The organism is Arthrobacter sp. MMS24-S77 (assembly GCF_054888235.1).
The window spans coordinates 608617-634493 of record NZ_JBTZRN010000001.1 but is presented as its reverse complement, the minus strand read 5'-3'; the positions used below and the strand labels follow the sequence as shown (position 1 = coordinate 634493).

Genomic DNA, 25877 nt, shown 5'->3' with positions numbered 1-25877 from the left:
CCCTGTTGCCTCAGGACCCAACAGTGTGCCAAACACGAAAACCGGACACCCCCCACCCGCACCGTTCCAGGACACTCAAAGAGCATCCGTACTAAGGACAGGAAAGAAACAACCGGCCGCTATCTGCTGATATTCCACCCATGAGCACCCACCGCAGAACAGACGCCTGCGCAATGGGCTTTGCTTCCACACACCCCCACGGCCACCATGCGGCAACCACGGAAATGATAATGGCGCTCCTTAGAAAGGAGGTGATCCAGCCGCACCTTACGGTACGGCTACCTTGTTACGACTTAGTCCCAATCGCCGGTCCCACCTTCGACGGCTCCCCCCACAAGGGTTAGGCCACCGGCTTCGGGTGTTACCAACTTTCGTGACTTGACGGGCGGTGTGTACAAGGCCCGGGAACGTATTCACCGCAGCGTTGCTGATCTGCGATTACTAGCGACTCCGACTTCATGGGGTCGAGTTGCAGACCCCAATCCGAACTGAGACCGGCTTTTTGGGATTAGCTCCACCTCACAGTATCGCAACCCTTTGTACCGGCCATTGTAGCATGCGTGAAGCCCAAGACATAAGGGGCATGATGATTTGACGTCGTCCCCACCTTCCTCCGAGTTGACCCCGGCAGTCTCCCATGAGTCCCCACCACTACGTGCTGGCAACATGGAACGAGGGTTGCGCTCGTTGCGGGACTTAACCCAACATCTCACGACACGAGCTGACGACAACCATGCACCACCTGTAAACCGACCGCAAGCGGGGCACCTGTTTCCAGGCGTTACCGGTTCATGTCAAGCCTTGGTAAGGTTCTTCGCGTTGCATCGAATTAATCCGCATGCTCCGCCGCTTGTGCGGGCCCCCGTCAATTCCTTTGAGTTTTAGCCTTGCGGCCGTACTCCCCAGGCGGGGCACTTAATGCGTTAGCTACGGCGCGGAAAACGTGGAATGTCCCCCACACCTAGTGCCCAACGTTTACGGCATGGACTACCAGGGTATCTAATCCTGTTCGCTCCCCATGCTTTCGCTCCTCAGCGTCAGTTAATGCCCAGAGACCTGCCTTCGCCATCGGTGTTCCTCCTGATATCTGCGCATTTCACCGCTACACCAGGAATTCCAGTCTCCCCTACATCACTCTAGTCTGCCCGTACCCACTGCAGAACCGGAGTTGAGCCCCGGTCTTTCACAGCAGACGCGACAAACCGCCTACGAGCTCTTTACGCCCAATAATTCCGGATAACGCTTGCGCCCTACGTATTACCGCGGCTGCTGGCACGTAGTTAGCCGGCGCTTCTTCTGCAGGTACCGTCACTTTCGCTTCTTCCCTACTGAAAGAGGTTTACAACCCGAAGGCCGTCATCCCTCACGCGGCGTCGCTGCATCAGGCTTTCGCCCATTGTGCAATATTCCCCACTGCTGCCTCCCGTAGGAGTCTGGGCCGTGTCTCAGTCCCAGTGTGGCCGGTCACCCTCTCAGGCCGGCTACCCGTCGTCGCCTTGGTAGGCCATTACCCCACCAACAAGCTGATAGGCCGCGAGTCCATCCAAAACCGCAAAAGCTTTCCACCACCATGACATGCGTCAGACGGTCATATCCGGTATTAGACCCAGTTTCCCAGGCTTATCCCAGAGTCAAGGGCAGGTTACTCACGTGTTACTCACCCGTTCGCCACTAATCCCCCCAGCAAGCTGGAGATCATCGTTCGACTTGCATGTGTTAAGCACGCCGCCAGCGTTCATCCTGAGCCAGGATCAAACTCTCCGTTGAAGTAAAACAAAAACAGACACAACCACAACCACCGGAAACAACGGTCGAAGCAGCTGCACAAAATTTGAAACCAGCCAAAAATACCAGACCCCACCCACAGGGGCGGACAAGGCCCGGCAAAATTCAACCAATTCATATAAAATAAACCGGTATCAACAAACTTGGCACACTATTGAGTTCTCAAACAACAGACACACCCGACACCACCCACACCCACCAAAGGGTCCAGGATCGCTCCGGAGCAACTTCACAAACTTACCGGCTGCTTGCCTCCTGGTCAAATCGGCGTTCTTGACTTGATTTTCACGAGGAACTCAGTCAACTTCACCGATCTCCACTGGGGAGCAGCGCGGGTACTAACTATACCACCACTTCTCCGGGGAGGCAAAGCCCCCGCAAGGCGGCTTCCTGCGCTTCAGCGGTGGCCCGCGAGCTCCACGCAAAGGGCCCGGAAACTCAAGGCTTCCGGACCCTCCGTCATTCGGCCAGCGAGCGCCGCTAGACCACAGGCTTGAACCAAGAAGCTCCGAGGGGCGGCAAGGTGACGGTCAATGCTGCAGGCTGGCCTTCGGCCCCGGGTGCCGTGGCAGCAAGTGCACCAGCGTTGATGACACCCGATCCGCCATACACCTCGGCGTCAGTGTTGAGAACTTCATGCCAAGCGCCGGCAGACGGAACTCCGAGCACATAGTCCTCGTGCGGGCCTCCGGAGAAGTTCACGGCACATACCAGGGGGTTGCCGTCGTGGTCCCAACGGATGAACGTGAGCACGTTGCGATCCGCGTCCGCCCCGTTGATCCACTGGAAGCCGCCTGGCTCGTTGTCCCGCACATGCAGGGCCGGCGTCGAGCTGTACAGAGAGTTCAACTCGCGGGTGAGCAGCTGCAGCCCGCGGTGGGACGGGATGTCGGCGAGGAACCAGTCAAGGCCGTGTTGTTCGGACCATTCGGCTTCCTGTCCGAATTCGGTGCCCATGAAGATGAGCTGCTTGCCCGGGTGCGCCCATTGGTAGGCCATGAACGCCCGCAGGTTGGCAAGCTGCTGCCAACGGTCCCCGGGCATCTTTCGCAGCATGGATCCCTTGCCGTGCACTACCTCGTCGTGGCTGATGGGCAGCAGGAAGTTTTCCGTGAAGGCGTAGACCATGGAGAACGTGACCGTGCCGTGGTGCCAGCGGCGGTTGACGGGGTTTTCGGAGATGTACTTGAGGGAGTCGTGCATCCAGCCCATGTTCCACTTGAGCCCGAATCCGAGGCCACCATGGTTGGTAGGGGCGGTGACGCCGGGAAACGCCGTGGATTCCTCGGCAATGGTCACGGCGCCCGGGTGGGTCTTGTAGATGGTGGCGTTGACTTCCTGGAGGAAGGAGATGGCTTCCAGGTTCTCGCGCCCTCCATGAACGTTGGGGAACCACTCCCCGTCCTCGCGGGAGTAGTCCCTGTAGAGCATGGAGGCAACGGCGTCCACGCGAAGGCCGTCGATGTGGAATTCCTCGAGCCAGTACAAGGCGTTCGCGACCAGGAAGTTGCGAACCTCGGTGCGACCGAAGTCGAAGATGAGCGTGCCCCAATCCGGGTGTTCGCCAAGCCGGGGGTCCGAGTGCTCGTACAGGGGTTCGCCGTCGAAGCGGGCAAGAGCCCATGAGTCCTTCGGGAAGTGCGCCGGAACCCAGTCCAGGATGACGCCGATGCCGGCTTGGTGCAGGGAATCGACCAGGAAACGGAACTCGTCCGGATGCCCAAAGCGGGAGGTTGGAGCAAAGTAGGACGTGACTTGGTAGCCCCATGAACCACCAAAGGGGTGTTCGGCCACTGGCATGAACTCCACATGGGTGAAGCCAAGCCATTTCACATATTCCACAAGGTCCTTGGCCAGCTCCTTGTATCCGAGGCCAAGGCGCCAGGAACCGAGGTGGACCTCATAGACGCTCATGGGCGAGTTGTGCGGATCTTTGTTGGCGCGCGCCGTCATCCAGGCATCGTCCTTGAACCGGTAGCTGGACTCCACCACGCGTGATGCCGTCAAGGGGGGAACTTCCGTGCCGAAGGCGAGAGGGTCGGCTTTCTCCACCCAATGGCCGGCCTTCGTGAGCAGTTCGAACTTGTAGCGTGCCCCTGCTGCAACGCCTGGGATGAACACTTCCCAGACGCCGGACGAGCCGAGCGAGCGCAAGGCGTGTTCGCGCCCGTCCCAGGAGTTGAAGTCGCCCTTGACGCGAACTGCCTGCGCGTTGGGCGCCCAGACGGCGAACGAGACTCCGTCTACATCGCCCAGTGAGGAGCGGTAGTGCTGGACGTGGGAGCCCAGTGTGTCCCAGAGCCGTTCATGCCGGCCTTCTCCGATGAGGTGCAGGTCCACCTCGCCGACCGTTGGAAGATAGTGGTATGGATCATTGACGGTTATCGGGGCGGAATCGCCGTACACGACCTCCAGGCGATAGTCCGGCACGTGGCCGTGCTGCAGCGGCTCGAGGACCGCCACCCAGACGCCGTCGGTCTCGTGGGTCATGGGAGTGGAACCGGCTTCGGTGACTACCGTGACGGACTCCGCCAGGTGCTTGACCGTGCGGATGGTGACGTGACCGTGATCGTCAAGGTGGGCACCCAGTACAGAGTGCGGGGCGTGGTGCGCACCGGCGGCCACCCGGCCAAGGGTAGCGGCGTCCACATACAGCGGGACTCGGGGCCGTTCGGTACGTGCTGAGCCTGTCATTTCCTTACCTTCCGATGTCGCCGCGGCATCCGTGCCGGGGCTCGTATTTCCGAGGAGCTGCCGTGAAGCGTTGACCGGAATGGGTAACCAATCCGGTCTGTTCCGCAACTCGTAGATCACCTCGTACAAGGCCTTGTCCAGCCACAATGCCACAAAGAGCGGCGAGCGGCGGTCAATAGTTCCGGGGGTGATGTCGCTGTAACCGGCCAGGAAGGCTTCGGCGCAGTCGTCAACCCACGTGGCGGGGACCGTGGCCCCGGGATTCTCGCGGACGGCCGCGCCGGCTGCATAGTCAAAGGACCGCAACATTCCCACGACGTCGCGCAGGGGAACGTCCGGAATGTTACGGAGTTCGATCGGCCGAAGGGGCTCCCCTTCGAAGTCCAGGATCGCCCACCGGCCCGGTTCTCCCGCGGCACCGGGTACCAAGAGGATCTGGCCAAGGTGAAGGTCGCCGTGGATCCGCTGCAATGTCCCGGCTTCCTTGCCGGACAGTTGCGTCAGGAGTGCCTCGAGCTGCTGCTCATGGGGCCCGACGGCGGTACCCGCTTCCGCCCACGACTGGCGGACACGCCGGGCTACTTCGGCGGCGATGTCCTGGCCGGGAACCCGTTCCCTGGCCGTTCCAAGGGTTTCCGCGAGCCGCAGATGCACGGTGGCCGTCGCCTGGCCCATTTGCCGGGCCTCGTCGGTGAAGTCCGTGCCGGATGCGGCGGCGTTGACGGCGAGCCGCCAAGCGTCTTGCCCGCCCGCAAGAAATTCGTGGGCCACGGCGAGGTCCGCTGACGCTGTGCCGTGCCGGCCAAGAGGTGTCCTTACCTCCCATGTTCCCGTAATCCAGCCGAGCGTTGAGGGCACTTCCTGGGTGCCGCCCGAAGTCAAGGCCGCGCCGACTTCCACCTCGGGGTTCTTGCCGATCGACAACACCCTGAAGATCTTCACGATCGCCGCCGACTCGCCGTCGTCGACTATCACCGAAGTATTGGACTGCTCACCTGAGGAGACCCGCACGGATCCTGAGGCGCTGGGCAGGCGCAGGCCGCCAGGCACCGAATGCCCGCTTGCGGTGCATTCCCCCTCTCCGGGTTCGGCCATGGCCAGACCCTGGATGAGATCGAGCCATGCGGTCACGAAGACAGGATCGTGGGGCGCGTCGTACACCCAGACCGGCGCATCGGCGTCGAGCTGGCCCACCAAAGCAGCCGCCAAAGCGGCTACGGGAGTAGAACGGTAGCTCAGCGGTACCTGGATGATGTCAGTCTGCATCCCGCCGTCGGCCGTAGCGTAGCGGATGGACAGCAACCGGACTTCCAGGCCTATCCCGGCGTCAGGTTGCTGGAGCTGGAAGGAGCCGACGAAGTCCAGATCGAATGCCCCTGCCTTCACCGGAAACCAGCGCTGCCGGGGTAGCCATTCTTTGAGAAGGGGTGCCAGGACCGTAGCGGGCGCCGAAAGACTCATATCAGCCTTCAATGGAGAGCACGGGGATGGCCTGGGTGTACGGCGTGGACCCGGTGGAACCCGCCGAGCGCACGCGGAGCCAGAAGAAGTCGTGGCTGCCGAGAGTGAGGGTCAGCGAGCCGTCGTTGCCAATGCCGGGGAACGGCTGGCCCCCGAAGACATCCCTGAGGCCCCTCCCGGCGTATTCGGGGATATCCAAAGTGGTAGCCACGGGATGCTGGGACAGGTTGAAAACACACAGGATCGATTCGGCGTCTTCGCCTTCCGGATTGTTCTCCGGAAGCTCGCGCAGATAGGCAAGGACAACTTCATGGTCTGCCGGAACGTGTCTGAAGCCGCCCAGCCCGAAGGCTGCATGGTTCTTCCGGACGCTCAAGATCTGCCGGGTCCAGCGCAAGAGCGAGCCCGAATGGGCAGCTTCAGCCTCGACGTTGGCCATGCTGTAGTTGTAGACCAGTGACTGGATGACAGGTAGGTAGAGCTTTCCGGGATCGGCGCTGGAGAAGCCTGCGTTGCGGTCCGGGTTCCATTGCATCGGCGTGCGAACGGCATCGCGATCGTCAAGCCAGATGTTGTCCCCCATCCCGATTTCATCCCCGTAGTACAAGAAGGGGCTACCCGGCAGGGACAGCAGCAAGGCGTTGATCAGCTCGATCTCGGAGCGGGAGTTGTCCAGTAGCGAGGCAAGCCTACGCCTGATGCCGATGTTGGCGCGCATCCGCGGGTCCGGCGCGTACCAACCCAACATGGCGGCACGTTCGTCGGCGGTGACCATTTCCAAGGTCAGCTCGTCGTGGTTGCGAAGGAAGGTTCCCCATTGCGCGCCTGCCGGGATTCCCGGGGTGTCGCGCAAAGTCTCGATGATGGGGGAAGCTTTCTGGTCGCGGAGCGCGTAGTACAGGCGCGGCATGATGGGAAAGTGGAACGCCATGTGGCATTCCGGTTCTTCCTCTGTGCCGAAGTACTCCACGACCTCATGCGGCGGTTGGTTGGCTTCGGCGATGATCACACGGCCCGGGTAGTTCTCGTCCACCATTTTGCGAAGGTCCCGCAGGAAACCGTGGGTTGCCGGCAAGTTCTCGCAATTGGTGCCCTCCTCTTCGAAGAGATACGGAATGGCGTCCGCCCTGAACCCATCAATGCCTTGGTCCAGCCAAAACCGGACGACATCGTGGAGCGCCTCGATGACCTTGGGATTCTCGAAGTTCAGGTCAGGCTGGTGGCTGAAGAAGCGGTGCCAGAAGAACTGCCGGCGGATGGGATCGAAGGTCCAGTTCGACTCTTCCGTGTCCACGAAGATGATGCGCGCGTCCTGGTACTTCTCGTCGGTGTCGCTCCAGACGTAGAAATCGCCATACGGGCCGTCCGGGTTCTTGCGTGATTCCTGGAACCAGGGGTGCTGGTCCGAAGTGTGGTTCAGCGGGAGGTCGATAATGACCCTGACACCCCTCGCGTGCGCTTCGGCTACGAGCCGTTTGAAGTCGCTGATGGTGCCGAACTCGTCCAGCACGGACGTGTAGTCGGAAATGTCGTAGCCGCCGTCGCGCAGGGGCGAGTCGAAGAACGGCGGCAGCCACAAGCAGTCCACTCCCAGCCACTGCAGATAATCCAGCTTTTCGATCAGACCATGGAAGTCGCCCGAACCGTCGCCGTTGGCATCCGCGAAGGCCCTCACCAGCACCTCGTAGAAAACAGCCTTCCGATACCAATGAGGGTCATGTTGAAGACCCGGGGCGTTCAGCTCGAAAGTGTTCTTCGGCGTGAAGTACTGACTCTGACCCTGCGGATTAAAGCTCACTAAGGCTACCTCCGGATACTGAGAATGTGTGCCGGTTCTACATGGGCGTCCAGCCGGACGTAGTTGTACTCGCCCCACTCCCAGCTTTCGCCGCTGACCAAATCATCCACCCAGAACCTGCCGTTGGCGGTGAAGTCGGCTGGATCCAGCGAAAGGGCGGACAGATCCAGGGTCACGGTGCTTTCCCTGGTGCCGTGGGGATCGACGTTGACCACAATGATCAAGGTGTCCTTGCTGCCGTCAGGCAAGGTCTTGTGCTTGGAGAACACGATGGTGGCGTCATCCGTGCTGTGGTGCAAGGTCAGGTTCTGCAGATCACCCAAGGCTGGGTGGGCCTTCCGGATGGCGTTAAGCCGCGTGATGTAAGGGGTAAGACTGTGCCCGGACGCTGCCGCGGCATCCCAGTCGCGGTCCTTGAACTCGTATTTCTCGTTGTCGATGTACTCTTCGGCACCCGGACGTGCCACGTGCTCGTACAGCTCGAATCCGGCGTAGACGCCCCAGAGCGGGCTAGCGGTGGCTGCCAGTGCGGCGCGGATGCGGAACGCAGCCGGACCGCCGTACTGGAGGTATTCGGTGAGGATGTCCGGGGTGTTCACGAAGAAATTTGGCCTGAAGTACGCCGGGGAAACGTGGCTGACCTCATTGAAATAGGATTCCAATTCGGTTTTGGTGTTCCGCCACGTGAAGTAGGTGTAGGACTGCTGGAAGCCCGCCCGGCCGAGGGCGTGCATCATGGCGGGGCGGGTGAACGCCTCGGCGAGGAAAACGACGTCGGGGTACTTCTTGTTCACCTTGCCGATCAGCCATTCCCAGAACCACACCGGTTTGGTGTGCGGGTTGTCCACCCGGAAGATCTTCACGCCGTGGCTGACCCATAGGAAGACGATCCGCAGGATTTCCTTGGACAAGCCAGCGGGATCGTTGTCGAAGTTCAGGGGATAGATGTCCTGGTACTTCTTCGGCGGGTTCTCTGCGTAGGCAATGCTGCCGTCCACGCGGGTAGTGAACCATTCCGGGTTGGTCTTCACCCAGGGATGATCCGGCGCGGCCTGGAGCGCAAGGTCCAGCGCCACCTCAAGTCCCAACTCATTGGCTCGAGCCACAAACGCGTCGAAATCCTCGAACGATCCAAGTTCCGGGTGAATGGCGTCGTGGCCGCCGTCCTTCGATCCAATGGCCCACGGCGATCCGGGATCCTGCGGACCAGGAGTCAGGGTGTTGTTGCGACCCTTCCGGTGCTGGAAACCAATGGGGTGGATGGGCGGCATGTAGATGACATCGAAGCCCATGTCCGCGACGGCATCGAGCCGCTTGGCCGCGGTCGTGAAGTTGCCCGATGTCCATGTTCCCGTGGCGGGGTCGAAAACGGCTCCTTCGGAACGTGGGAAGAATTCGTACCAGGCTCCGCGGCCGGCAAGGTCACGCTCCACCAGGAGCGGGTACTGTTCCGAGACGGTCACCATTTCACGGATCGGCTGGCGCTCGACGACGGCTGCGACCTCTGCGCTGAAACCAGCGGCCAGGCGTTCTTCCGCAGTCTTCGACGTATCGGCGAGCACTTCAGAGGCGGCACGGAGGGTGCGCTTGTCCGCGGCGCTGCGCGAGTTCTCGCTGGCCGCTTCCGCTAGGAGCGCGACGCCTTCGGCGAGCATCAGTTCGACGTCGATGCCGGCTTCAACCTTTACTTCGGCGTTGTGATGCCACGTGCCGTAGCGGTCGTGCCAGGCCTCGATCGCGAAGGTCCACGCTCCCGGCGTCGTCGGGGTCAGCAATCCCTCCCAGCGGTCGGTTCCCTTGCCACGCTCGCCCGGTGCCGGCGCGAGCCGGACACGCTGGCGCTCCTTGCCTTTGGGGTCCAGCAAAATGGCGCTCACCCCAAGCTGGTCGTGGCCCTCACGGAAAACCGTGGCGCCTACCACAAGGTCTTCGCCCGGCAAGGCCTTGGCCGGGAACCGGCCTTCCTCGATCACGGGCTGCACGGCCGTGATGGGGAACCTGCCGAATCTGAGACCTTCGGTGATACCGGCCTTCTGCTTGGACTTGGATGCTGAGCTGGATCGCGGTGTTGCGGTAGTGGTCACAACCTCGACGTTAGCGAGAAAAATCACATTTTGCGAAGGGGTGCCCCAGACTCTTCGGCGCAATGTGTCATTTACCTAAAAGAAACCGAAAGCTGTTCCTGCCGTCCACCGAGTGGATTAGTGTGGCGCTCGTGAAGGCAATTCGAAGGTTTACAGTCCGTACCCTGCTCCCTGAGCCGATCCGGCCGCTGGCGCGTCTCGCGACGAACCTGCGCTGGTCTTGGCACCGGCCTACCCGCGAACTCTTTGCGAGCCTCGACCACGAATTGTGGGAGGAGAGCCGCCATGATCCCATTAGTCTTCTTGGGTCAATAGGCCGTGAGCAACTGTACCAACTTGCCTCCAACAACGATCTCGTTGAGCGTGTCCAGCACGCCGCGGCGGATCTTGACCGGTACCTGAGTGAGCCGCGCTGGTACCAGGGCCTGGGTCCGGACGCTCCGGCGTGCATCGCCTATTTCTCGCCTGAGTTCGGCATCACGGAGGTGCTTCCGCAGTACTCCGGGGGCCTGGGCATCCTGGCCGGGGACCACTTGAAGGCCGCTTCGGACCTGGGTGTGCCGCTGATCGGCGTCGGGCTGCTGTACCAGGCCGGCTATTTCAAGCAGTCCCTTTCCCGGGACGCCTGGCAGCAGGAAACGTATCCGGTGCTGGACCCTGACGGACTGCCGCTGACGCTGCTGCGCGAACCGTCGGAGGACGGCACCGGCAAGCCGGTCTTGATCTCCCTGCCGCTGCCCAACGGACGCAAGCTCAACGCGCACATCTGGCGTGCCGACGTCGGGCGCGTTCCGCTGCTGCTGCTCGATTCGAACGTTCCGGCGAACGACGACGCTGCCCGGGGGATCACGGACCGCCTCTACGGCGGGGGCGGTGACCACCGCCTGCAGCAGGAACTGCTGTTGGGCATGGGCGGGGTGAAGGCGCTGCGCGTCCACCAGCGCCTCACGGGCACCCCGGCTCCGGAGGTGTTCCACACCAACGAGGGCCACGCCGGGTTCCTGGGCGTCGAAAGGATCCAGGAGCTGATGTCCGCGGAGGCGCCGCTGAGCTGGTCCGAGGCCCTGGCCGCCGGGCGTGCGTCCACGGTGTTCACCACGCACACCCCGGTGCCGGCCGGGATCGACCGCTTCGAGGCCGTGCAGATCAGGCACTTCTTCGAGGCCGGCCTGGCCCCGGATGTTCCGGTGGACAAGGTCCTGGAACTGGGCCGGGAGAACTACGAGGGCGGCAATCCCGCGGTGTTCAACATGGCCGTCATGGGCCTGCGCCTGGCGCAGCGGGCCAACGGGGTGGCCAAGCTGCACGGGGTGGTCTCCCGCGAGATGTTCTCCGGGCTCTGGCCAGGCTTCGACCACTCCGAAGTCCCCATCACCTCGGTCACCAACGGCGTCCACGTGCCTTCATGGGTGGATCCGCGCATCTCCGCGTTGGCCCGCCAGCAGTTCGGGTCAGAGGCCGAGGCCTTGGGCCGCTGGGACCTTGCCTACAACGTCAGCGACGAGGACGTGTGGAGGCTTCGCCGGGAGCTTCGCGTATCCCTGGTGGAGGATGTCCGTCGCCGGCTCCGGGCCGCGTGGAAGAAGCGCGGCGCCGCGGATGCGGAGCTGGGCTGGACGGACACCGTGCTGGACCCGGACGTGCTGACGATCGGCTTCGCCCGGCGCGTGCCCACCTACAAGCGGCTCACCCTCATGCTCCGGGACCCCGCACGGCTGAAGGCGCTGCTGCTGGACGAGAAACACCCCATCCAGCTGGTCATCGCCGGCAAGTCCCACCCGGCGGACGACGCCGGGAAGAAAATGATCCAGGACCTGGTGAAGTTCACCGACGACCCCGCCGTCCGGCACCGGATCGTGTTCCTGCCCAACTACGACATCGCCATGGCCCGCACCCTGTTCCCGGGCTGCGACGTGTGGCTGAACAACCCGCTCCGGCCCCTGGAGGCCTGCGGCACCTCCGGCATGAAGGCGGCCATCAACGGATCCCTGAACCTGTCCGTGCTGGATGGCTGGTGGGACGAAATGTACGACGGCGAGAACGGCTGGGCGATCCCCACCGCCAACAACGACGCGTCCCCCTCCGAACGCGACGACATCGAAGCCGCGGCCCTCTACGAACTCCTGGAAACCCAGGTGGCCCCGCGCTTCTACGGTTCCACGGTCTCCGAGCACGCCGGCGCCGCGGGTCCCTCCCAGTCCGGCCCGGAAACCATCCCGACGCACTGGGTCTCCATGATCAAGCACACCCTGGCCCACCTCGGCCCCGCGGTCTCGGCCGAACGCATGCTCCAGGACTACGTGAACAACCTGTACCGCCCTGCGGCAGAGTCGGGACGCCGTGCGGTAGCGGGTTCATTCAAGGAAGCGAAGGAACTGGCGGCCTGGATCACCAAGATCCGCAACGCCTGGCCGCAGCTGATCGTGGAACACGTCGATTCCGTGGGCGTCTCGGAAGAGCCGCAGATCGGCGACACCCTCCAGGTCAACGCCTACATCGCGCTGCACACACTGACACCGGACGACGTCAACGTGGAGGTGGCCTATGGGCGGGCCGAAGAAAGCGATGAGCTGGAGGACATCACCGTGGCCGAACTGAGCTCTTTCGAGGACCTCGGCAACGGGCGCCACCTGTTCACCGGCTCCATCCTGATCAACCGCTCCGGATCCTTCGGCTACACCGTCCGCGTGTTCCCGAAGCATCCCTCACTGGCATCGAAGGCCGAACTGGGGCTGATCGTCAACGCGTAGTGACAAGGCCGGGTGGGCATCGCCCGCCCGGCCAGTCGCGTTAGTGCTGGAAGACCGCGATGACGGCGATGTCCCGCCCGGAGTAGGACTCGGCGTCCTGGAGGATTTCGCAAACCACCCCGAAGGACCGGTCCGTGCGGTAGGCCGCCGGGACCTGCCAAATCAGGGTGACGGGTGGCTGGTCATCCTCGGACAAACTGTCTGCGAAATCGTGGAGTGAATCGTTGAGCGCATCGAGGTTCACGCCGTAGTACTCGGGGAAATCGAGCACCTGGCCGAACACTTCCAAGACGGCCTGCTTGCTTGCCGCCGGCGGCACCATCACGGTGCGGCGGCCGGCGTCGGACACTTGCTCCTGCAGTTCTTCCAGTGTCCACGTGTCTGCGGAATAGATCTTCATGGTGTCCCTACTTGCCTTCGACGATGAACTTGAATGTAGCGTAGTGATCCGGTGTGTAGAACTTCCCGCCGTCCTTGCCCGTGATGATCCGCTGCGCGCCCCGGTCCGATTCCCCTGGTGTCTTGACCGTGTATTCCTGATAGAAGCCGCTGGCCTTCTTGGGGAGCAAGCCTTCGAAATTTCCGAAGTTGATGCCATCGCGCTCGTAAGGATATGGGCCTCCCTTTGCGATGAGGGCCAGCGTTTGCTGGGCCTCCTTCGGCAGTTGGGATGCGTTCACTGCCTGCAGGCCAGACGTGTTTGTCGCGGTTGCAGCGCTTGCTGCCGCCGAAGACCGCACCGGTGCTGCGGTTGCGCCAGTTCGGGGACTGGAGGTAGCGACGTCGGCGCCCTTCGGTCCTGTGCCATTAACCGCTGTGCCATTAACCGCTGTTCCGCTCACCACAGCGCCGCTAACCACTGCGAATACAAGCACGACGGCGGCAATCACCAGCCCGGCCAGGGTCAACAGCAGCCGGCTTCTGTTCCTACTCATCGGTGCTGGTTCCTAGGTGCGGTAGACGTTGATGGTGTTGCCTTGGACGACTTCCCGTTCGCCTGCCGCAACCAGTGCTCCCTGCCTGCGGTCATTGAGCTCGGAAGTCGTCAGGCGCAGCTCGAACATACGGCTTCCCGCGCCGGATTCCGCGATCAGTTTGGGCAGGACGATCTTCTTGTCATCCTTGTTCCCGTTGATCACGATCAGGCCGCGGTAAGCGCCGCCCTCCGAGCTCATCAGGAGCTGCACAATCCGCAGCGAGGGATCGTGCCAACGGGCCGCCGTCATGGGCTGGCCCTTCTCATCAAACCAGTCCAGGCCCGTCCGGCTGTCCGGGAAGCCTGCGTCCTGGGCCTGCAGGAACTCCTTGCGGAGCCGGATCACACGCTTGGTGCTCCGCAGCATCTCATGCGATTCGGGTGTCTGGGTCCAGTCGATCCACGTGAGCTGGTTGTCCTGGCAGTAAGCGTTGTTGTTGCCCTGCTGTGTGCGTCCGAGTTCGTCGCCGGCAGTGATCATGGGTACGCCGATGGAGAGCATCAACGTGGTCATGAGATTCCGCTTTGAGAGGGCACGCGCGGCGAGAATCGTCTCGTTTTCCGTGCGGCCTTCGAATCCGTGGTTGTAGCTGCGGTTGTCGCTATGGCCGTCACGGTTTTGTTCGCCGTTGGCCTCGTTGTGTTTACGGTCGTAGGACACCAGGTCGGCGAGGGTGAAGCCGTCGTGGGCCGTGACGAAGTTCATCGAGGCCAGCCTGGAGCGTCCCGAGGGTTCAAAGACCCGGGTGGAACCCGTCAAGGCGTCGGCCAGGACTCCCACACTGCCCCCTGACATCCCGGCTTCGGCAGCGCCCCGGTCCGAGAGCCAGAACCGGCGTACGCCGTCCCGGAAGTGATCGTTCCAGTCCACCCACCCTTTGGGAAACCGCCCGGTCTGCCAGCCACCGTAGCCCACATCCCATGGTTCGGAAATGAGCTTGGACCTGGAAAGCACGGGGTCCTCGGCGATCCGTGTGAGGAAAGGGTGCTGGGGATCGAACTCGTTGCCCGCGTTACGGCACAGTGTCACGGCAAGGTCAAAGCGGAAGCCGTCGATATGGAATTCGTCCACCCAATAGCGCAGCGAGTCAATGGCCAGGTCCACTACCCTGGGTTCGGCGAAGTCGAGGGTGTTGCCGCAGCCGGTCGTGTCAAGGTAGCGGCCGTGGGCATCGTGGCGATAATACTGCTGCTCCCCCAGACCCCTGAAACTGAAAGTGTCGCCGTCGGGCCCGCCTTCCGCCGTGTGGTTGTAGACGACGTCGAGGATCACTTCGATTCCGGCGGCATGCAGGAGTTTCACCATGCCTTTGAATTCGTCCTGGACGGCATGGGGCCCTGCCTGTTGGGCGGCTTGCGTGGCATAGTCCGCGTGGGGGGCAAAAAACGCGGCGGTGTTGTACCCCCAGTAGTTGGTCAGGCCCAGGTTCTGCAGGTGCTGTTCGTCTACGTGGAAATGGATGGGCAGCAATTGAACGGACGTCACACCCAACGATTGGAAGTGCTCAATCATGGCCGGGTGTGCCATGCCTGCATATGTTCCACGGAGGTGCTCGGGGATATCGGGATGCAGCATGCTTTGGCCGCGGACATGTGCCTCGTAGACGATGGTGTCCCGCCACGGGGTGCGAAGCGGGCGGTCGTCACCCCAGTCAAAAGCCGAGTCCATGCGGACCGAGCTCAGCAGCTCTCCGCGTTGGTGCACCGCCCGACCGTAAGGATCGAGCAGCAGTTGCTCGGCGTCGTCGGCGTCAAAGTCCGGAGCGGGAACGGAGAGTGGCAGGGCCTCCCCGACTGGCGCAGCGCGGAAGCCGTATTGCGTACCGGGCGGCAGCCCATCCACGATGCCGTAGTGCACACCGTCGGCGAACCGAGGCAACGTATGGACTTTCCAGGAATCGCCGGGGGCCTTGTAGGCGATTTCGACCCGAGTGAGACCTGGGGCCCAGACGGCGACGTTGACCCTGTCTGCGGGGGTGTGTCCGTCGAGGCTCGCAGACCGCGGAATACTCAGCCCGAGCGGCGACGGCCGCGAGGCGTCCACTGTGGATGCTGTGTCAAAAATCGGCATAACCATTAGTTGAGAGTTTAGTCTCCGACGCCAATTCTCCCGCGCCAGCGGCTCATATGACAGTGCGCATGGCCATCAGTTGTAAAGTCACAGGCTGCCTCACCGAACGCAAACATGCCGCTCACCTGCTGAAACGTCGTGTTACGCGACTTCCCGCTCATTTCGCGATCCCGGTCCCCTGCCCTGATTGTGTCGAATGTCGGAATACTCCCGTCCATACACGGATGAGTTCGTATCCTCCTTACAGTCGTTGCATACTTTGCTGTACACCAATGTGGAGGTAATTGTGCGAATCGCTCTTGCTCAAATCATCAGCGGCCGCGAGCTGGCGGACAACCTGGTCCTGTTGGAAGACTATGCCCGTCGTGCCAAGGAAGGCGGCGCTGAACTGGTGGTCTTCCCGGAAGCGACCATGCGGGCATTCGGGAATTCCCTGCTCGACATCGCCGAGCCCCTGGATGGGCCATGGGCCAGCCGGGTGCGGGAGATTGCCCGGGACCTCGGGATCGTGGTCGTAGCCGGAATGTTCACTCCCGGGCTGGCCTCCGACGGCAGCAACAATGGCAAGGTCCGGAACACCCTGATCGCCACCGGTCCCGGAGTGGAGGCCAGCTACGACAAGATCCACCTCTTCGATGCCTTCGGTTTTGCGGAATCGGACACCGTTGATGCAGGAACCGATCCCGTGACGTTCGACGCCGGAGGCCTCACCTTCGGACTGGCCACCTGCTACGACGTCCGTTTTCCAGCCCTCTTTACCGCCAATGCCGATCGCGGCGCCGACGTGAATATTGTGTCCGCGTCCTGGGGCGCAGGCCCAGGCAAAGCCGAACAGTGGAAGCTGCTTGCGCGCGCCCGCGCGATCGACACCACGACCTTCGTGCTCGCATGCGGCCAGGGCGACCCCGCGAGCCAAGGCATCGAGCCCAAAGGTGCCGCACCCACCGGAGTGGGGCACTCCGTCGTCGTGTCCCCCTTGGGAGCCGTGCTGGAAGAGCTCGACGCCGAACCTGGCCTCTTGTTCGCGGAGCTGGATGCCGCCGTCGTCGAGGACGCGCGGATCAAGCTCCCGGTCCTGGCGAACCGCCGCGACTTTTAGGGCAAACAGCGACGCTCGCTCACCAGTTCAGAAGTGAGCGAGCGTCGCCCTATTTGGCGCTATAAGTGAGCGAGCGTCGGCTACTTGGTGGCGCGCTGCCTTGAGACTTCGTACAAGGAGATGCCCACTGCCATGGACGCGTTGAGCGATTCCATGGCCGAGTCGATCGGGATGGAGATGATCTGGTCGCAGTTTTCGCGGACCAAACGGCTAAGGCCCTTGCCCTCGGAACCCACCACGATGCAGACGGGATCGGTGGCCAAGGAAAGATCCGGCAGCGAGACATCGCCGTCGCCGTCAAGGCCCAGCACGAAGATGCCCATCTGCTTGAACTGCTTGAGGGCGTTGTTCAGGTTGGCCGCACGGGCCACGGGGACGCGGACTGCAGCGCCTGCGCTGGTCTTCCATGCAGAAGCGGTGACACCCACGGAGCGGCGCTCGGGCACAATCACGCCATGGCCGCTGAAGGCCGAAACGGAGCGGATGATGGCACCGAGGTTTCGGGGATCGGTGATGCCGTCAAGCGCGACGAAGAGGGGCGCGTTGGGAATGTAGCCCTTCTTCCACTTCGCGACCGTCTGCTCAGCGAGGTCGTACGCGTCTTCATACTCGTACGGCGGGATCTGCAGTACGAGGCCCTGGTGGACGGCGTCGTCGGTCATACGGTCCAGCTCGGGCTTACCGGTTTCCAAAAGCGGGATGCCACGTTCGGCAGCGAGCTTGAGGGACTCCTTGACCCGATCATCCATCTCGATCCGGATGGCAACGTGCAGTGCCTTCGCGGGGATTCCGGCGCGCAGCGCCTCCACGACGGAGTTGCGTCCGGTGACTACTTCCTCAGTAGCGCGGCCCTTCGGACCCGAGCGGGCGCCCGGGTTGGAGCGGCTGGCGCCCCCGGCCGCCCGCTTGGCCGCGGAGCGCTCGGCAAGCTGCTTGCTCTTGTACGCCTTGTGGTACTCGCGGTCCTCAGCCTTGGGGGTTGGACCCCGGCCTTCCAGTGCCTTTCGACCGTGGCCACCGGTTCCAGTGGTGGGGCCCTTCTTGTTCTTGACAGCCCGGCGACCGTTGTTGGCCATGAATTCCACCCTTGATTGTGTTGAGTACGTCTGCAATCAAGTCTACTGAATCAACTTAAATCGGGACGACGGCACTTTCTCAGTCCTTTTTGAGGCTCCAACTCGCCCCATCGGCGCCGTCCTCGACGGCGATTCCAGCCGCCGCGAGTGTGTCGCGGATCGCGTCGGAAGCGGCCCAGTCCTTGTTGGCGCGCGCCTCGGCGCGGGCCTGCAGCTGGGCTTCCACAAGGACTTCAAGGGCTTGGGCCGTCTCGGAGTTTTCCTGGACTTCGCCGCGGACATCGTTGAGTCCTAGAACGGTGGTCATGGCCAATACGGACTGGAGTGCCTGCTGGGCTCCCGAGTCGTCCCCCGACGCCAGCGCCGTGTTTCCAGCACGGACGGTCTCATGCAGGACGCCAAGAGCCTGCGGCACGTTGAGATCATCATCCATGGCGGCAACAAATGCTTCCGGCACGGGGCTCGACTCAGGGTGGGCGGCGAAGTCGCCACCGAACTTCTTGGACGCCTTCGCGACGAAACCATAGACGCGCTCCACGGCAGCCGCGGCCTCCTGGAGCGAGGTGGGACGATAGTCCAGGACGGAGCGGTACTGTGCCTGGCCGAGGTAGTAACGGACCACGCGCGGACTTGCGAGTTCCAGCATTTCCGCAGGGCTCACCGTGTTGCCTACGGACTTGGACATCTTTTCACCCTCATAGGTGACCATGCCGTTGTGCAGCCAGAAGTTGGCGAAATCGTCACCGGCGGCCTGCGACTGTGCCATTTCGTTCTCGTGGTGCGGGAAACGCAGATCCAAGCCTCCACCGTGGATGTCGAACTGCTGGCCAAGGTACTTCGTGGCCATGGCCGAGCATTCAAGATGCCAACCCGGCCGGCCGGTTCCCCACGGCGAAACCCAGCTCGCCGTCGTCGGCTCCCCGTCCTTGAAGCCCTTCCACAGCGCAAAGTCGCGCGGGTCGCGCTTGCCGCGCGGGTCTGCGTCGGACGCGCCTTGCATGTCGTCAATGTTCTGGCGCGTCAGGGAGCCGTACTTGCTCCAGGATCGGACATCGAAGTAGACATCCCCGGAGTCGTCCAGGGCAGGGTAAGCGTGTCCGCGGTCGATGAGCCGTTGGATGAGGGCGTGCATCTCCGGGATGTGACCGGTGGCGCGCGGTTCGTAGGTGGGGCGGGAAACGCCGAGGACATCGTAGGCCTGCTCGAATTCCTGCTCGTAGCGGTAAGCCAAGGCCCACCATTCTTCCTCGGGCTTGGCGGTGGGTTCCTCGGCCCAGTCCGGCCCGAACGACTGCGACGACTTGGCGAGGATCTTGTCGTCGATGTCGGTGACGTTGCGGATCACCGTGACGCGCAGCCCGCGGTATTCGAGCCAACGGGTCAACTGGTCGAACGCGATCGCGGAACGGACATGTCCTACGTGCGGCATCCCCTGCACCGTGGCACCGCAGTAGTAGACGCTGGCCTTGCCGGCTTCGAGGGGAACGAAGTCGCGGACTTCGGCGGATGCGGTGTCGTAAAAGCGCAGGGTCACCGCTCCAGATTAGCCGATGCGCACCGTCTGCCTTCGTTGCACACCATCTATCTCAGTTCAGGCGCTATCGCCGTGGGGTGCCGCCGGCACGAGGTAGACGAGGGCCGTCGCGACGGCGGAGATACCTTCACCGCGTCCAGTGAAGCCGAGGCCGTCGCTGGTGGTCGCCGTGACGCTGACGGGAGCCCCTGCGGCGTCGCTGAGGACGCGCTGCGATTCTTCGCGCCGCGGACCGAATTTCGGCCTGTTGGCGACGAACTGCACTGCAACGTTGCCAATCTCGAAACCGGCGGCACGGACAATCCTGGCTGCCTCCCCCAACAACTTCGCTCCGGAGGCGCCGGCGAATTCGGGACGGTCGGTGCCGAAGTGCGTGCCCAGGTCGCCAATACCGCAGGCGGAGAAGAGCGCGTCAGCCGCAGCATGGGCCACGCAATCGCCGTCGGAATGCCCTGAGAGCCCGCGTTCCCCCTCCCAAAACAGGCCGCCCAACCACAATGGTTGCGGGTTGTCTTCAGGTGCGTAGGCGTGCACGTCCACCCCGATCCCGGTGCGCGGCAACGGCATCGTCGGGTTCCCGGGCTGCACGTCCATCAGCCTTCTACCCAGCGGACTCCGAGCGGACCTTCCAGCAAGCCTTCGGCAATGATGAGGTCCAACGGCGTGGTGATTTTCAGCGATTGGCTGGCGCCCCGAACTGCGTGGACGGGGATGCCGAGGAGTTCGACGAGCATGGCGTCGTCCGTGACCGCCGCGGACTGGGCGTCATCGAACTCAGCGGCCGCTGCGTGGGCACGCAGTAAAGTCTCATAGTCGAAACCTTGCGGAGTTTGCACGGCCCGCAGTTGCTCCCGCGGGGCGGTGCCGGTGACGATCTCCGGCGCGATTCCGGCGTCGTCCCCGTCGGTTTCCACAACCATCTTGACAGTGTCCACGACCGGTATGGCGGGGATGACCGCCTTGGCGCCTGCAGAGAGCGCAACCGCAACGCGGTGGAAGACCCGTTCGGGAGTCAGCGCACGGGCGGCGTCGTGAACCAGCACTGCACGGGTTCCCTCAAGCACCGCCTCAAGGGCGGCCCGGACCGAATCGGCACGCGTGGATCCGCCGTCGACCACTGTGACCAAAGGCCCGTCAGTGCCGAGCTCCTGCCGGAATTCCTCGCAGAGCTCACGCAATTCGAGATCCCCTGCGGGGACGGCCACGCAGATCTGGCGGGCAACGTCCGCCGTGGCGACGCCCCGAAGGGCATGGGTAAGGATGGGTTCGCCGCCCAGCGGCACCTTTGCCTTGGGCATGCCGTAGCCAAGCCGCTCTCCCGAGCCTGCCGCAACGACGACGACGGCGGTGGCCTCGCGCTGGGATGGTGTAGTCATGCGCTCAAGCCTACGTGCCCACCCGCCCAACTGGCTGGCAGTTGGGCATTCGGGCAAAAGGAAACCCCGGCGGCAGGTTGCCACCGGGGTCTAAATCTTTGAATCTTTGTTAGGAAGCCAGAACTTCGTCGAGAACGCTTGCGGCCTTCTCTTCGTCGGTCTTCTCAGCCAGTGCCAGTTCTGAAATCAGAATCTGACGGGCTTTGGCCAGCATTCGCTTCTCACCTGCGGAAAGGCCGCGATCGTGATCACGGCGCCAAAGATCGCGAACGACCTCTGCAACCTTGATGACGTCGCCGGAAGCAAGCTTCTCCAGGTTTGCCTTGTAGCGACGGGACCAGTTGGTGGGCTCTTCAGTGAACTCGGCACGGAGAACGTCGAATACGTGCTCCAAGCCTTCCTTGCCCACTACGTCGCGAACCCCAACAAGGTCTACGTTTTCTGCTGGAACTTCAATGGTCAGATCACCCTGAGCCACCTTGAGCTTGAGATACATTTTCTCTTCGCCCTTGATAGTGCGCATCTTGATTTCTTCAATTTTTGCTGCACCGTGGTGAGGGTAAACTACTGTCTCGCCGACCTCAAAAACCATGTGGACTTTCCCCTTTCCCGCAGACCAGTTTATCACGCTTAAGGCATACGATTGGCACGGAGAGGGGTCCTGAACCCCGTAAATACGCGGAAAATGGCCTTTTCGACCCTCCAGCACCCCCTTGACGGGAGGGTATAAAAGTGCATAGGACGCAGCGTACCGGAACACGATACCCCTCCGGGAGGGCCGCCACAATGGTGCTCGGAATCCTTGTTTGAGCTGGTTTGCCGATAGGCTATGGCTGAAAAGTGTTCCAATGACTCTAAGAGGAGTACGTGTCGTGCGCATTACTGCGATGAACCGTGTCCAGCGCGGCAAGCTGGCGATGGCGGCGGCCGCCATCGGCATCGGTCTCTTGTCCGTGACCGGCTGTGGCTACATCAACGCCCAGCAGACCAGCCACCAGTACGCAGCGTCGGACGGCGTCAAGGAAGACCTCGGTTCGCTCCAGCTGCGCAACATGCTTATTGTCTCCACTGGCGCCAACAAGCCGGGACGCGTCATTGGTGCCGTCTTCAACCCCTCCTCCAGCGATGCGATCCTGACCATCAACGGAGCCAGCGGCTCGCAGACCAGCATTCCCGTCAAGGCCAAGTCCCAGACCTACCTCAACGAGACCACCGACGCCGCCATTCTGAGCACCAGCGGCGGAAACCCCGGCTCCTTGGTTTCCGTGACCATCAAGACCGGTTCCGATTCCCGCACCGTGCAGATCCCGGTCCTGGACGGCTCCTTGAAGGAATACGAGAAGTACATTCCCGCCACGGCCACGCCGAGCCCCTCAGTCAGCGGTTCGGCCACGAGCAGCGCCACACCGACGCCGAGCGCGGGCAGCACGGGCCACTAGGCGCCAAACCACTAGGCGCCAAACGGCCTGCACCGCGGCTGCCAGCGGCCCGGCTACCACGCAAGAACGCAAAAGGAAGGGCTCCCACGGGAGCCCTTCCTTTTGCTGTAGTTTCCTACGGTTCGAACTTATAGCCCAGGCCCCGCACCGTCACGAGATAGCGGGGAACCGAGGGGTCCGGCTCGATCTTGCTGCGCAAACGCTTCACGTGGACGTCCAGGGTCTTGGTGTCCCCCACGTAGTCGGAGCCCCAGACGCGGTCGATCAACTGTCCACGGGTGAGCACACGCCCCGAATTGCGAAGGAGCATCTCGAGGAGTTCGAATTCCTTCAGCGGAAGCGATACCTGTTCGCCGTTGACGCTCACTACATGCCGCTCGATGTCCATACGCACCGGGCCGGCCTGCACGGTGGATGTGATGAGTTCCTCCGGCTCGCCTTGCCGGCGCAACACAGCACGCACCCGCGCCACGAGTTCCCTGGAGGAGTACGGCTTGGTGACGTAGTCGTCCGCGCCGAGTTCCAGGCCAACCACCTTGTCGATTTCCGAGTCCTTGGCCGTCAGCATGATGACCGGGACGCTGGAACGCTGGCGCAGCTGCCGGCAAACCTCGGTGCCCGGGGTTCCTGGAAGCTGCAGGTCCAACAGCACCAGATCGGCCCCGTTGCGGTCGAACTCCACCAACGCGTCGCTGCCGTTGTCCACTACCTGGACATCGAAGCCTTCCTTGCCCAATAGGTAGGACAGAGGGTCGCTGAAGGACTCCTCGTCCTCCACGATCAGAATCCTGCTCAAGCGCCAGCTCCTTGCTCTAGGGCGCGTACCGCGCCCGTCGTTTGAATCACGTTTCGGGGCTTCGCCCCGGCGTCGTCGTCCTCCTGGCCTTCCATTTCCGGAAGGCGGATGGTGAAAGTGGAACCTTGGCCGGGCTGGGACCAGACGGTGACCTCGCCGCCGTGGTTGGACACCACGTGCTTGACGATACTCAGGCCCAAGCCAGTTCCCCCGGTTTGCCGCGACCTTGCGGCATCCACACGGTAGAAACGTTCGAAGATCCGTTCCTGGTCCTCGGGGCTAAGTCCTTCGCCCTGGTCCGTCACGGAAATGGCCACCACGCCCTCTTTGGCCCGGACGCCCACTCCCACACGGGTGTTTTCCGGAGAATAGCGGATGGCGTTGTCGATGAGGTTCCGCAATGCGGTCACCAGCAAGTCCTGGTCACCGAACACCATGGTTTCCGTCCGCCCACCGACCACGATTTTGATGTTCTTGAGCTCCGCCGGGAGTTGCGAGCGATCTACGGCTTCGGTAATCACTGTGTTGATATCCACAGCGTGCCCTTGTTGTGCCACATTGGCGCCCTGGAGCCGGGACAGCTCAATGATGTCCTGCACCAGCGCAGCGAGTCGTGTGGATTCCTTGTGCATGCGTTTCGCGAAGCGACGGACGGCTTCTTCGTCGTCCGGGCTTGCCTCAAGGGCCTCGGCCAGCAAGGAAATCGCGCCCACCGGCGTCTTGAGTTCGTGCGAGACGTTCGCAACGAAGTCGTTGCGGATCTCCTCGGTGCGGGTGATTTCGGTGCGGTCATCGGCCAGAAGGACGATATATTCCCATCCGAGCATGGCCGCCCGGACCTGCACGACGATGGTGCCCTTGCCCAGCGGACCGCGGGGCAGCTCGAACGTCTCTTCCAGGATCACGCCATCGCGGCGCACCTTCGCGGTCATGTCCAGCAGCTGCTTGTGCACCACGGTGTGGCCCCTGACGAGACCGTAAGCGTAGGCTGCAGGACTGGCCCGGACGACGCCGTCGATCGCGTCCACCACCACAAAGGCCCGCCCGACGACGGACAGCACCTCCGCGGCTCCCTCCGGAAGGAGAGGTTCTGTGACGTCCAGGTCCACGATCTTCCGCTGCCGTTCACTCAGCCTGAACGCGAGCACGCCAAAGACGCCGCACGACAGGCCGGCAAGACCTGCGATGACACCGATGAGCACTGGATCCACGGATCTAGCTTATGCGCTGGAAACACCGCAAAATATGGAACGGCCACCAAACGGCCCCGATTCAGCTAACGTTCACCTAAAGGTGCGCAACCGTTCACGGATCACTGCCACTCTTACTAGTTGGACCATAGTTAGCTGTGAAGATTTTCGCGCCGTCAGAGGGGTGCGGAGGAGATTTCCAAGGAGAGGACGCCACCGTGCGCAAGGTTTTTCAGGAGGAGCTCATCCAGGTCGGTGAGGACCTCATCGAGATCTCAAAGCTGGTTACCGAGGCGATCCAGAACGCGACCACCGCATTCGAAGGGGCAGACGTCGATCTCGCCCAGGATGTCATCGCTGCCGACGCCCGGATCGATTTCCTGCAGAACGGCCTTGACGAGCGCGCCATCGATATCCTGGCCCTCCAGGGTCCTGTGGCAAGCGATCTCCGGATGATCGTTGGCTCCCTGCGGATGAGCGCGTCACTGGAACGGATGGGTGACCTCGCCCGGCACGTGGCCCAGCTGGCCCGCCTGCGCTACCCGGCCACGGTCATCCCCGAGCAGTTGACGGCAACGTTCAAGGACATGGCCCGCCTGGACCTTGAAATCAGCCAGAAGGTAACCCTGCTGCTGGAGTCGCGTGACTTGGAAGTTGCCCGCGACATCCTCAAGCTCAACACCAACGTCGACGATCTGCACTTGAGCGTTTTCAGGGCCATCGCAGATCCCGCCTGGGCCGAGACGGCTGCCACCACCGTGGATGTGGCCCTCGCCAGCCGCTACTTCGAACGCTTCGCCGACCACGGCGTCTCCGTCGCCCGCAAGGTGACCTACCTGGTCACCGGCGAATGGCAGCCAGAAGGCTTCTAGCCTGACCTAGCGACTTAACCACGACGCCGGCCGGCCTACCTCGCGAGGTAGGCCGGCCGGCGTCAATAACCGGAGCGTGGAGCTCTACTTCTTGCCTTGCGCTGCTACAGCCTTGATGGACTCGGCCGCGGCTTCGGGATCGAGGTAGGTTCCACCGGGGTTGATCGGCTTGAAGTTCTCGTCCAGATCGTAAACCAACGGGATGCCCGTGGGGATGTTCAGGCCGGTTATGTCTTCATCGCTGATGCCGTCCAGGTGCTTGACGAGGGCGCGCAGCGAGTTGCCGTGGGCCGTGACCAGGACCGTTTTGCCAGCCTTGAGGTCCTCCTTGATGTCTGACTCCCAGTACGGCAGGAGACGGACCAGCACGTCCTTGAGGCACTCGGTGCGAGGCAGGGCGTCGCCGAGGCCTGCGTAGCGCACGTCGTTCACCTGGGAGAACTCGCTCTCATCGGAAAGGGCGGGCGGCGGGGTGTCATAGCTGCGGCGCCACTCCATGAACTGCTCTTCACCGAATTCGGCGAGGGTCTGGGCCTTGTCCTTGCCCTGCAAAGCGCCGTAGTGGCGCTCGTTGAGGCGCCAGTCACGCTTGACCGGGATCCAGCCACGGTCGGCTTTGTCCAGGGAGATGTTCGCGGTATTGATGGCTCGCTTGAGCAAGGACGTGTAGAGGATGTCGGGGAGAACGTTGTTCTCAACCAGGAGCTCTCCGCCGCGCGCTGCTTCCTCGCGGCCTTGGTCGTTCAGGTCGACGTCCACCCAGCCGGTGAACAGGTTCTTGGCGTTCCAGTCGCTGTGGCCGTGGCGCAGCAGAATCAGCTTGTAAGTCATGGTTTTTATCCTAAGCGATCAGGCCCTGCCGTTACCGGGCATTAC

Annotated in this window: 18 protein-coding genes and 1 rRNA gene; 4 read left to right on the top strand and 15 right to left on the bottom strand. The window is 62.6% G+C overall.

The window, feature by feature from the left end; all coding sequences use genetic code 11:
* Positions 1-244 precede the first annotated feature (244 nt).
* From ACX5I4_RS02925 to ACX5I4_RS02910, 4 genes are all read right to left on the bottom strand, one after another.
* A 16S ribosomal RNA gene (locus ACX5I4_RS02925) occupies positions 245-1767 on the bottom strand.
* A gap of 498 nt (positions 1768-2265) precedes the next feature.
* Positions 2266-5940 (bottom strand): 1,4-alpha-glucan branching enzyme, encoded by a 3675-nt coding sequence (locus ACX5I4_RS02920; protein ID WP_461835321.1) that lies wholly within the window; start codon positions 5938-5940, stop codon positions 2266-2268.
* 1 nt (position 5941) lies between these two features.
* Positions 5942-7738 (bottom strand): maltose alpha-D-glucosyltransferase, encoded by a 1797-nt coding sequence (treS, locus tag ACX5I4_RS02915; protein WP_461835320.1) that lies wholly within the window; start codon positions 7736-7738, stop codon positions 5942-5944.
* A gap of 5 nt (positions 7739-7743) precedes the next feature.
* The gene (locus tag ACX5I4_RS02910; RefSeq protein WP_461835319.1) at positions 7744-9822 is read right to left on the bottom strand and encodes an alpha-1,4-glucan--maltose-1-phosphate maltosyltransferase; all 2079 of its coding nucleotides are present in this window, start codon (positions 9820-9822) and stop codon (positions 7744-7746) included.
* Positions 9823-9953: 131 nt separating this feature from the next.
* Here ACX5I4_RS02910 and glgP point away from each other — a divergent pair, with 131 nt between their 5' ends.
* Positions 9954-12572, top strand: coding sequence for an alpha-glucan family phosphorylase (gene glgP / locus ACX5I4_RS02905; protein ID WP_461835318.1), 2619 nt, complete (start codon positions 9954-9956; stop codon positions 12570-12572).
* Positions 12573-12612: 40 nt separating this feature from the next.
* Here the strand turns inward: glgP and ACX5I4_RS02900 are convergent, their stop codons facing one another.
* The 3 genes from ACX5I4_RS02900 to glgX are packed head-to-tail and all read right to left on the bottom strand — an operon-like array spanning position 12613 to position 15625.
* The gene (locus ACX5I4_RS02900; RefSeq protein WP_461835317.1) at positions 12613-12972 is read right to left on the bottom strand and encodes a barstar family protein; all 360 of its coding nucleotides are present in this window, start codon (positions 12970-12972) and stop codon (positions 12613-12615) included.
* 7 nt (positions 12973-12979) lie between these two features.
* The gene (locus ACX5I4_RS02895; protein WP_461835316.1) at positions 12980-13507 is read right to left on the bottom strand and encodes a guanyl-specific ribonuclease; all 528 of its coding nucleotides are present in this window, start codon (positions 13505-13507) and stop codon (positions 12980-12982) included.
* A gap of 12 nt (positions 13508-13519) precedes the next feature.
* On the bottom strand, positions 13520-15625 hold the full coding sequence (gene glgX / locus ACX5I4_RS02890; RefSeq protein ID WP_461835315.1) for a glycogen debranching protein GlgX: 2106 nt from the start codon (positions 15623-15625) through the stop codon (positions 13520-13522).
* 280 nt (positions 15626-15905) lie between these two features.
* Between glgX and ACX5I4_RS02885 the strand changes: the two genes are divergently transcribed.
* Positions 15906-16718 (top strand): carbon-nitrogen hydrolase family protein, encoded by an 813-nt coding sequence (locus ACX5I4_RS02885; RefSeq protein ID WP_461835314.1) that lies wholly within the window; start codon positions 15906-15908, stop codon positions 16716-16718.
* Between the two features lie 80 nt (positions 16719-16798).
* On the opposite strand, the gene rlmB is transcribed toward ACX5I4_RS02885, so the two are convergent.
* The 5 genes from rlmB to ACX5I4_RS02860 all read right to left on the bottom strand — a co-directional run bounded on the left by rlmB (position 16799) and on the right by ACX5I4_RS02860 (position 21296).
* Complete coding sequence (gene rlmB, locus ACX5I4_RS02880) at positions 16799-17794, bottom strand: 23S rRNA (guanosine(2251)-2'-O)-methyltransferase RlmB (protein WP_461835313.1); 996 nt, start codon at positions 17792-17794, stop codon at positions 16799-16801.
* 79 nt (positions 17795-17873) lie between these two features.
* Positions 17874-19328 (bottom strand): cysteine--tRNA ligase, encoded by a 1455-nt coding sequence (gene cysS / locus ACX5I4_RS02875; RefSeq protein ID WP_461835312.1) that lies wholly within the window; start codon positions 19326-19328, stop codon positions 17874-17876.
* A 57-nt stretch (positions 19329-19385) separates the two neighbouring features.
* The gene (gene ispF, locus ACX5I4_RS02870) at positions 19386-19895 is read right to left on the bottom strand and encodes a 2-C-methyl-D-erythritol 2,4-cyclodiphosphate synthase (RefSeq protein ID WP_461838633.1); all 510 of its coding nucleotides are present in this window, start codon (positions 19893-19895) and stop codon (positions 19386-19388) included.
* 26 nt (positions 19896-19921) lie between these two features.
* Positions 19922-20704 carry a 2-C-methyl-D-erythritol 4-phosphate cytidylyltransferase gene (gene ispD / locus ACX5I4_RS02865; protein ID WP_461835311.1) on the bottom strand — a complete coding sequence of 261 codons (783 nt, stop codon included), beginning with the start codon at positions 20702-20704 and terminating at the stop codon, positions 19922-19924.
* Between the two features lie 109 nt (positions 20705-20813).
* Positions 20814-21296 carry a CarD family transcriptional regulator gene (locus tag ACX5I4_RS02860; protein WP_011690592.1) on the bottom strand — a complete coding sequence of 161 codons (483 nt, stop codon included), beginning with the start codon at positions 21294-21296 and terminating at the stop codon, positions 20814-20816.
* A gap of 295 nt (positions 21297-21591) precedes the next feature.
* Here ACX5I4_RS02860 and ACX5I4_RS02855 point away from each other — a divergent pair, with 295 nt between their 5' ends.
* Positions 21592-22143, top strand: coding sequence for a hypothetical protein (locus tag ACX5I4_RS02855; RefSeq protein ID WP_461838632.1), 552 nt, complete (start codon positions 21592-21594; stop codon positions 22141-22143).
* Positions 22144-22258: 115 nt separating this feature from the next.
* On the opposite strand, the gene ACX5I4_RS02850 is transcribed toward ACX5I4_RS02855, so the two are convergent.
* Together ACX5I4_RS02850 and ACX5I4_RS02845 are read right to left on the bottom strand one after the other, a co-directional pair.
* Entirely contained in the window at positions 22259-22939 is a 681-nt protein-coding gene (locus tag ACX5I4_RS02850) for a response regulator transcription factor (protein WP_059388662.1), read from the bottom strand.
* On the bottom strand, positions 22936-24141 hold the full coding sequence (locus tag ACX5I4_RS02845; protein ID WP_461838631.1) for a sensor histidine kinase: 1206 nt from the start codon (positions 24139-24141) through the stop codon (positions 22936-22938). Before ACX5I4_RS02845 ends, ACX5I4_RS02850 begins: the two co-directional genes overlap by 4 nt.
* 206 nt (positions 24142-24347) lie before the next feature.
* Here ACX5I4_RS02845 and phoU point away from each other — a divergent pair, with 206 nt between their 5' ends.
* A complete protein-coding gene (phoU, locus tag ACX5I4_RS02840; protein WP_461835310.1) occupies positions 24348-25001 on the top strand; it encodes a phosphate signaling complex protein PhoU in 654 nt (217 codons plus the stop codon).
* Positions 25002-25085: 84 nt separating this feature from the next.
* On the opposite strand, the gene ACX5I4_RS02835 is transcribed toward phoU, so the two are convergent.
* Positions 25086-25832 carry a phosphoglyceromutase gene (locus ACX5I4_RS02835; RefSeq protein ID WP_461835309.1) on the bottom strand — a complete coding sequence of 249 codons (747 nt, stop codon included), beginning with the start codon at positions 25830-25832 and terminating at the stop codon, positions 25086-25088.
* Positions 25833-25877 lie beyond the last annotated feature (45 nt).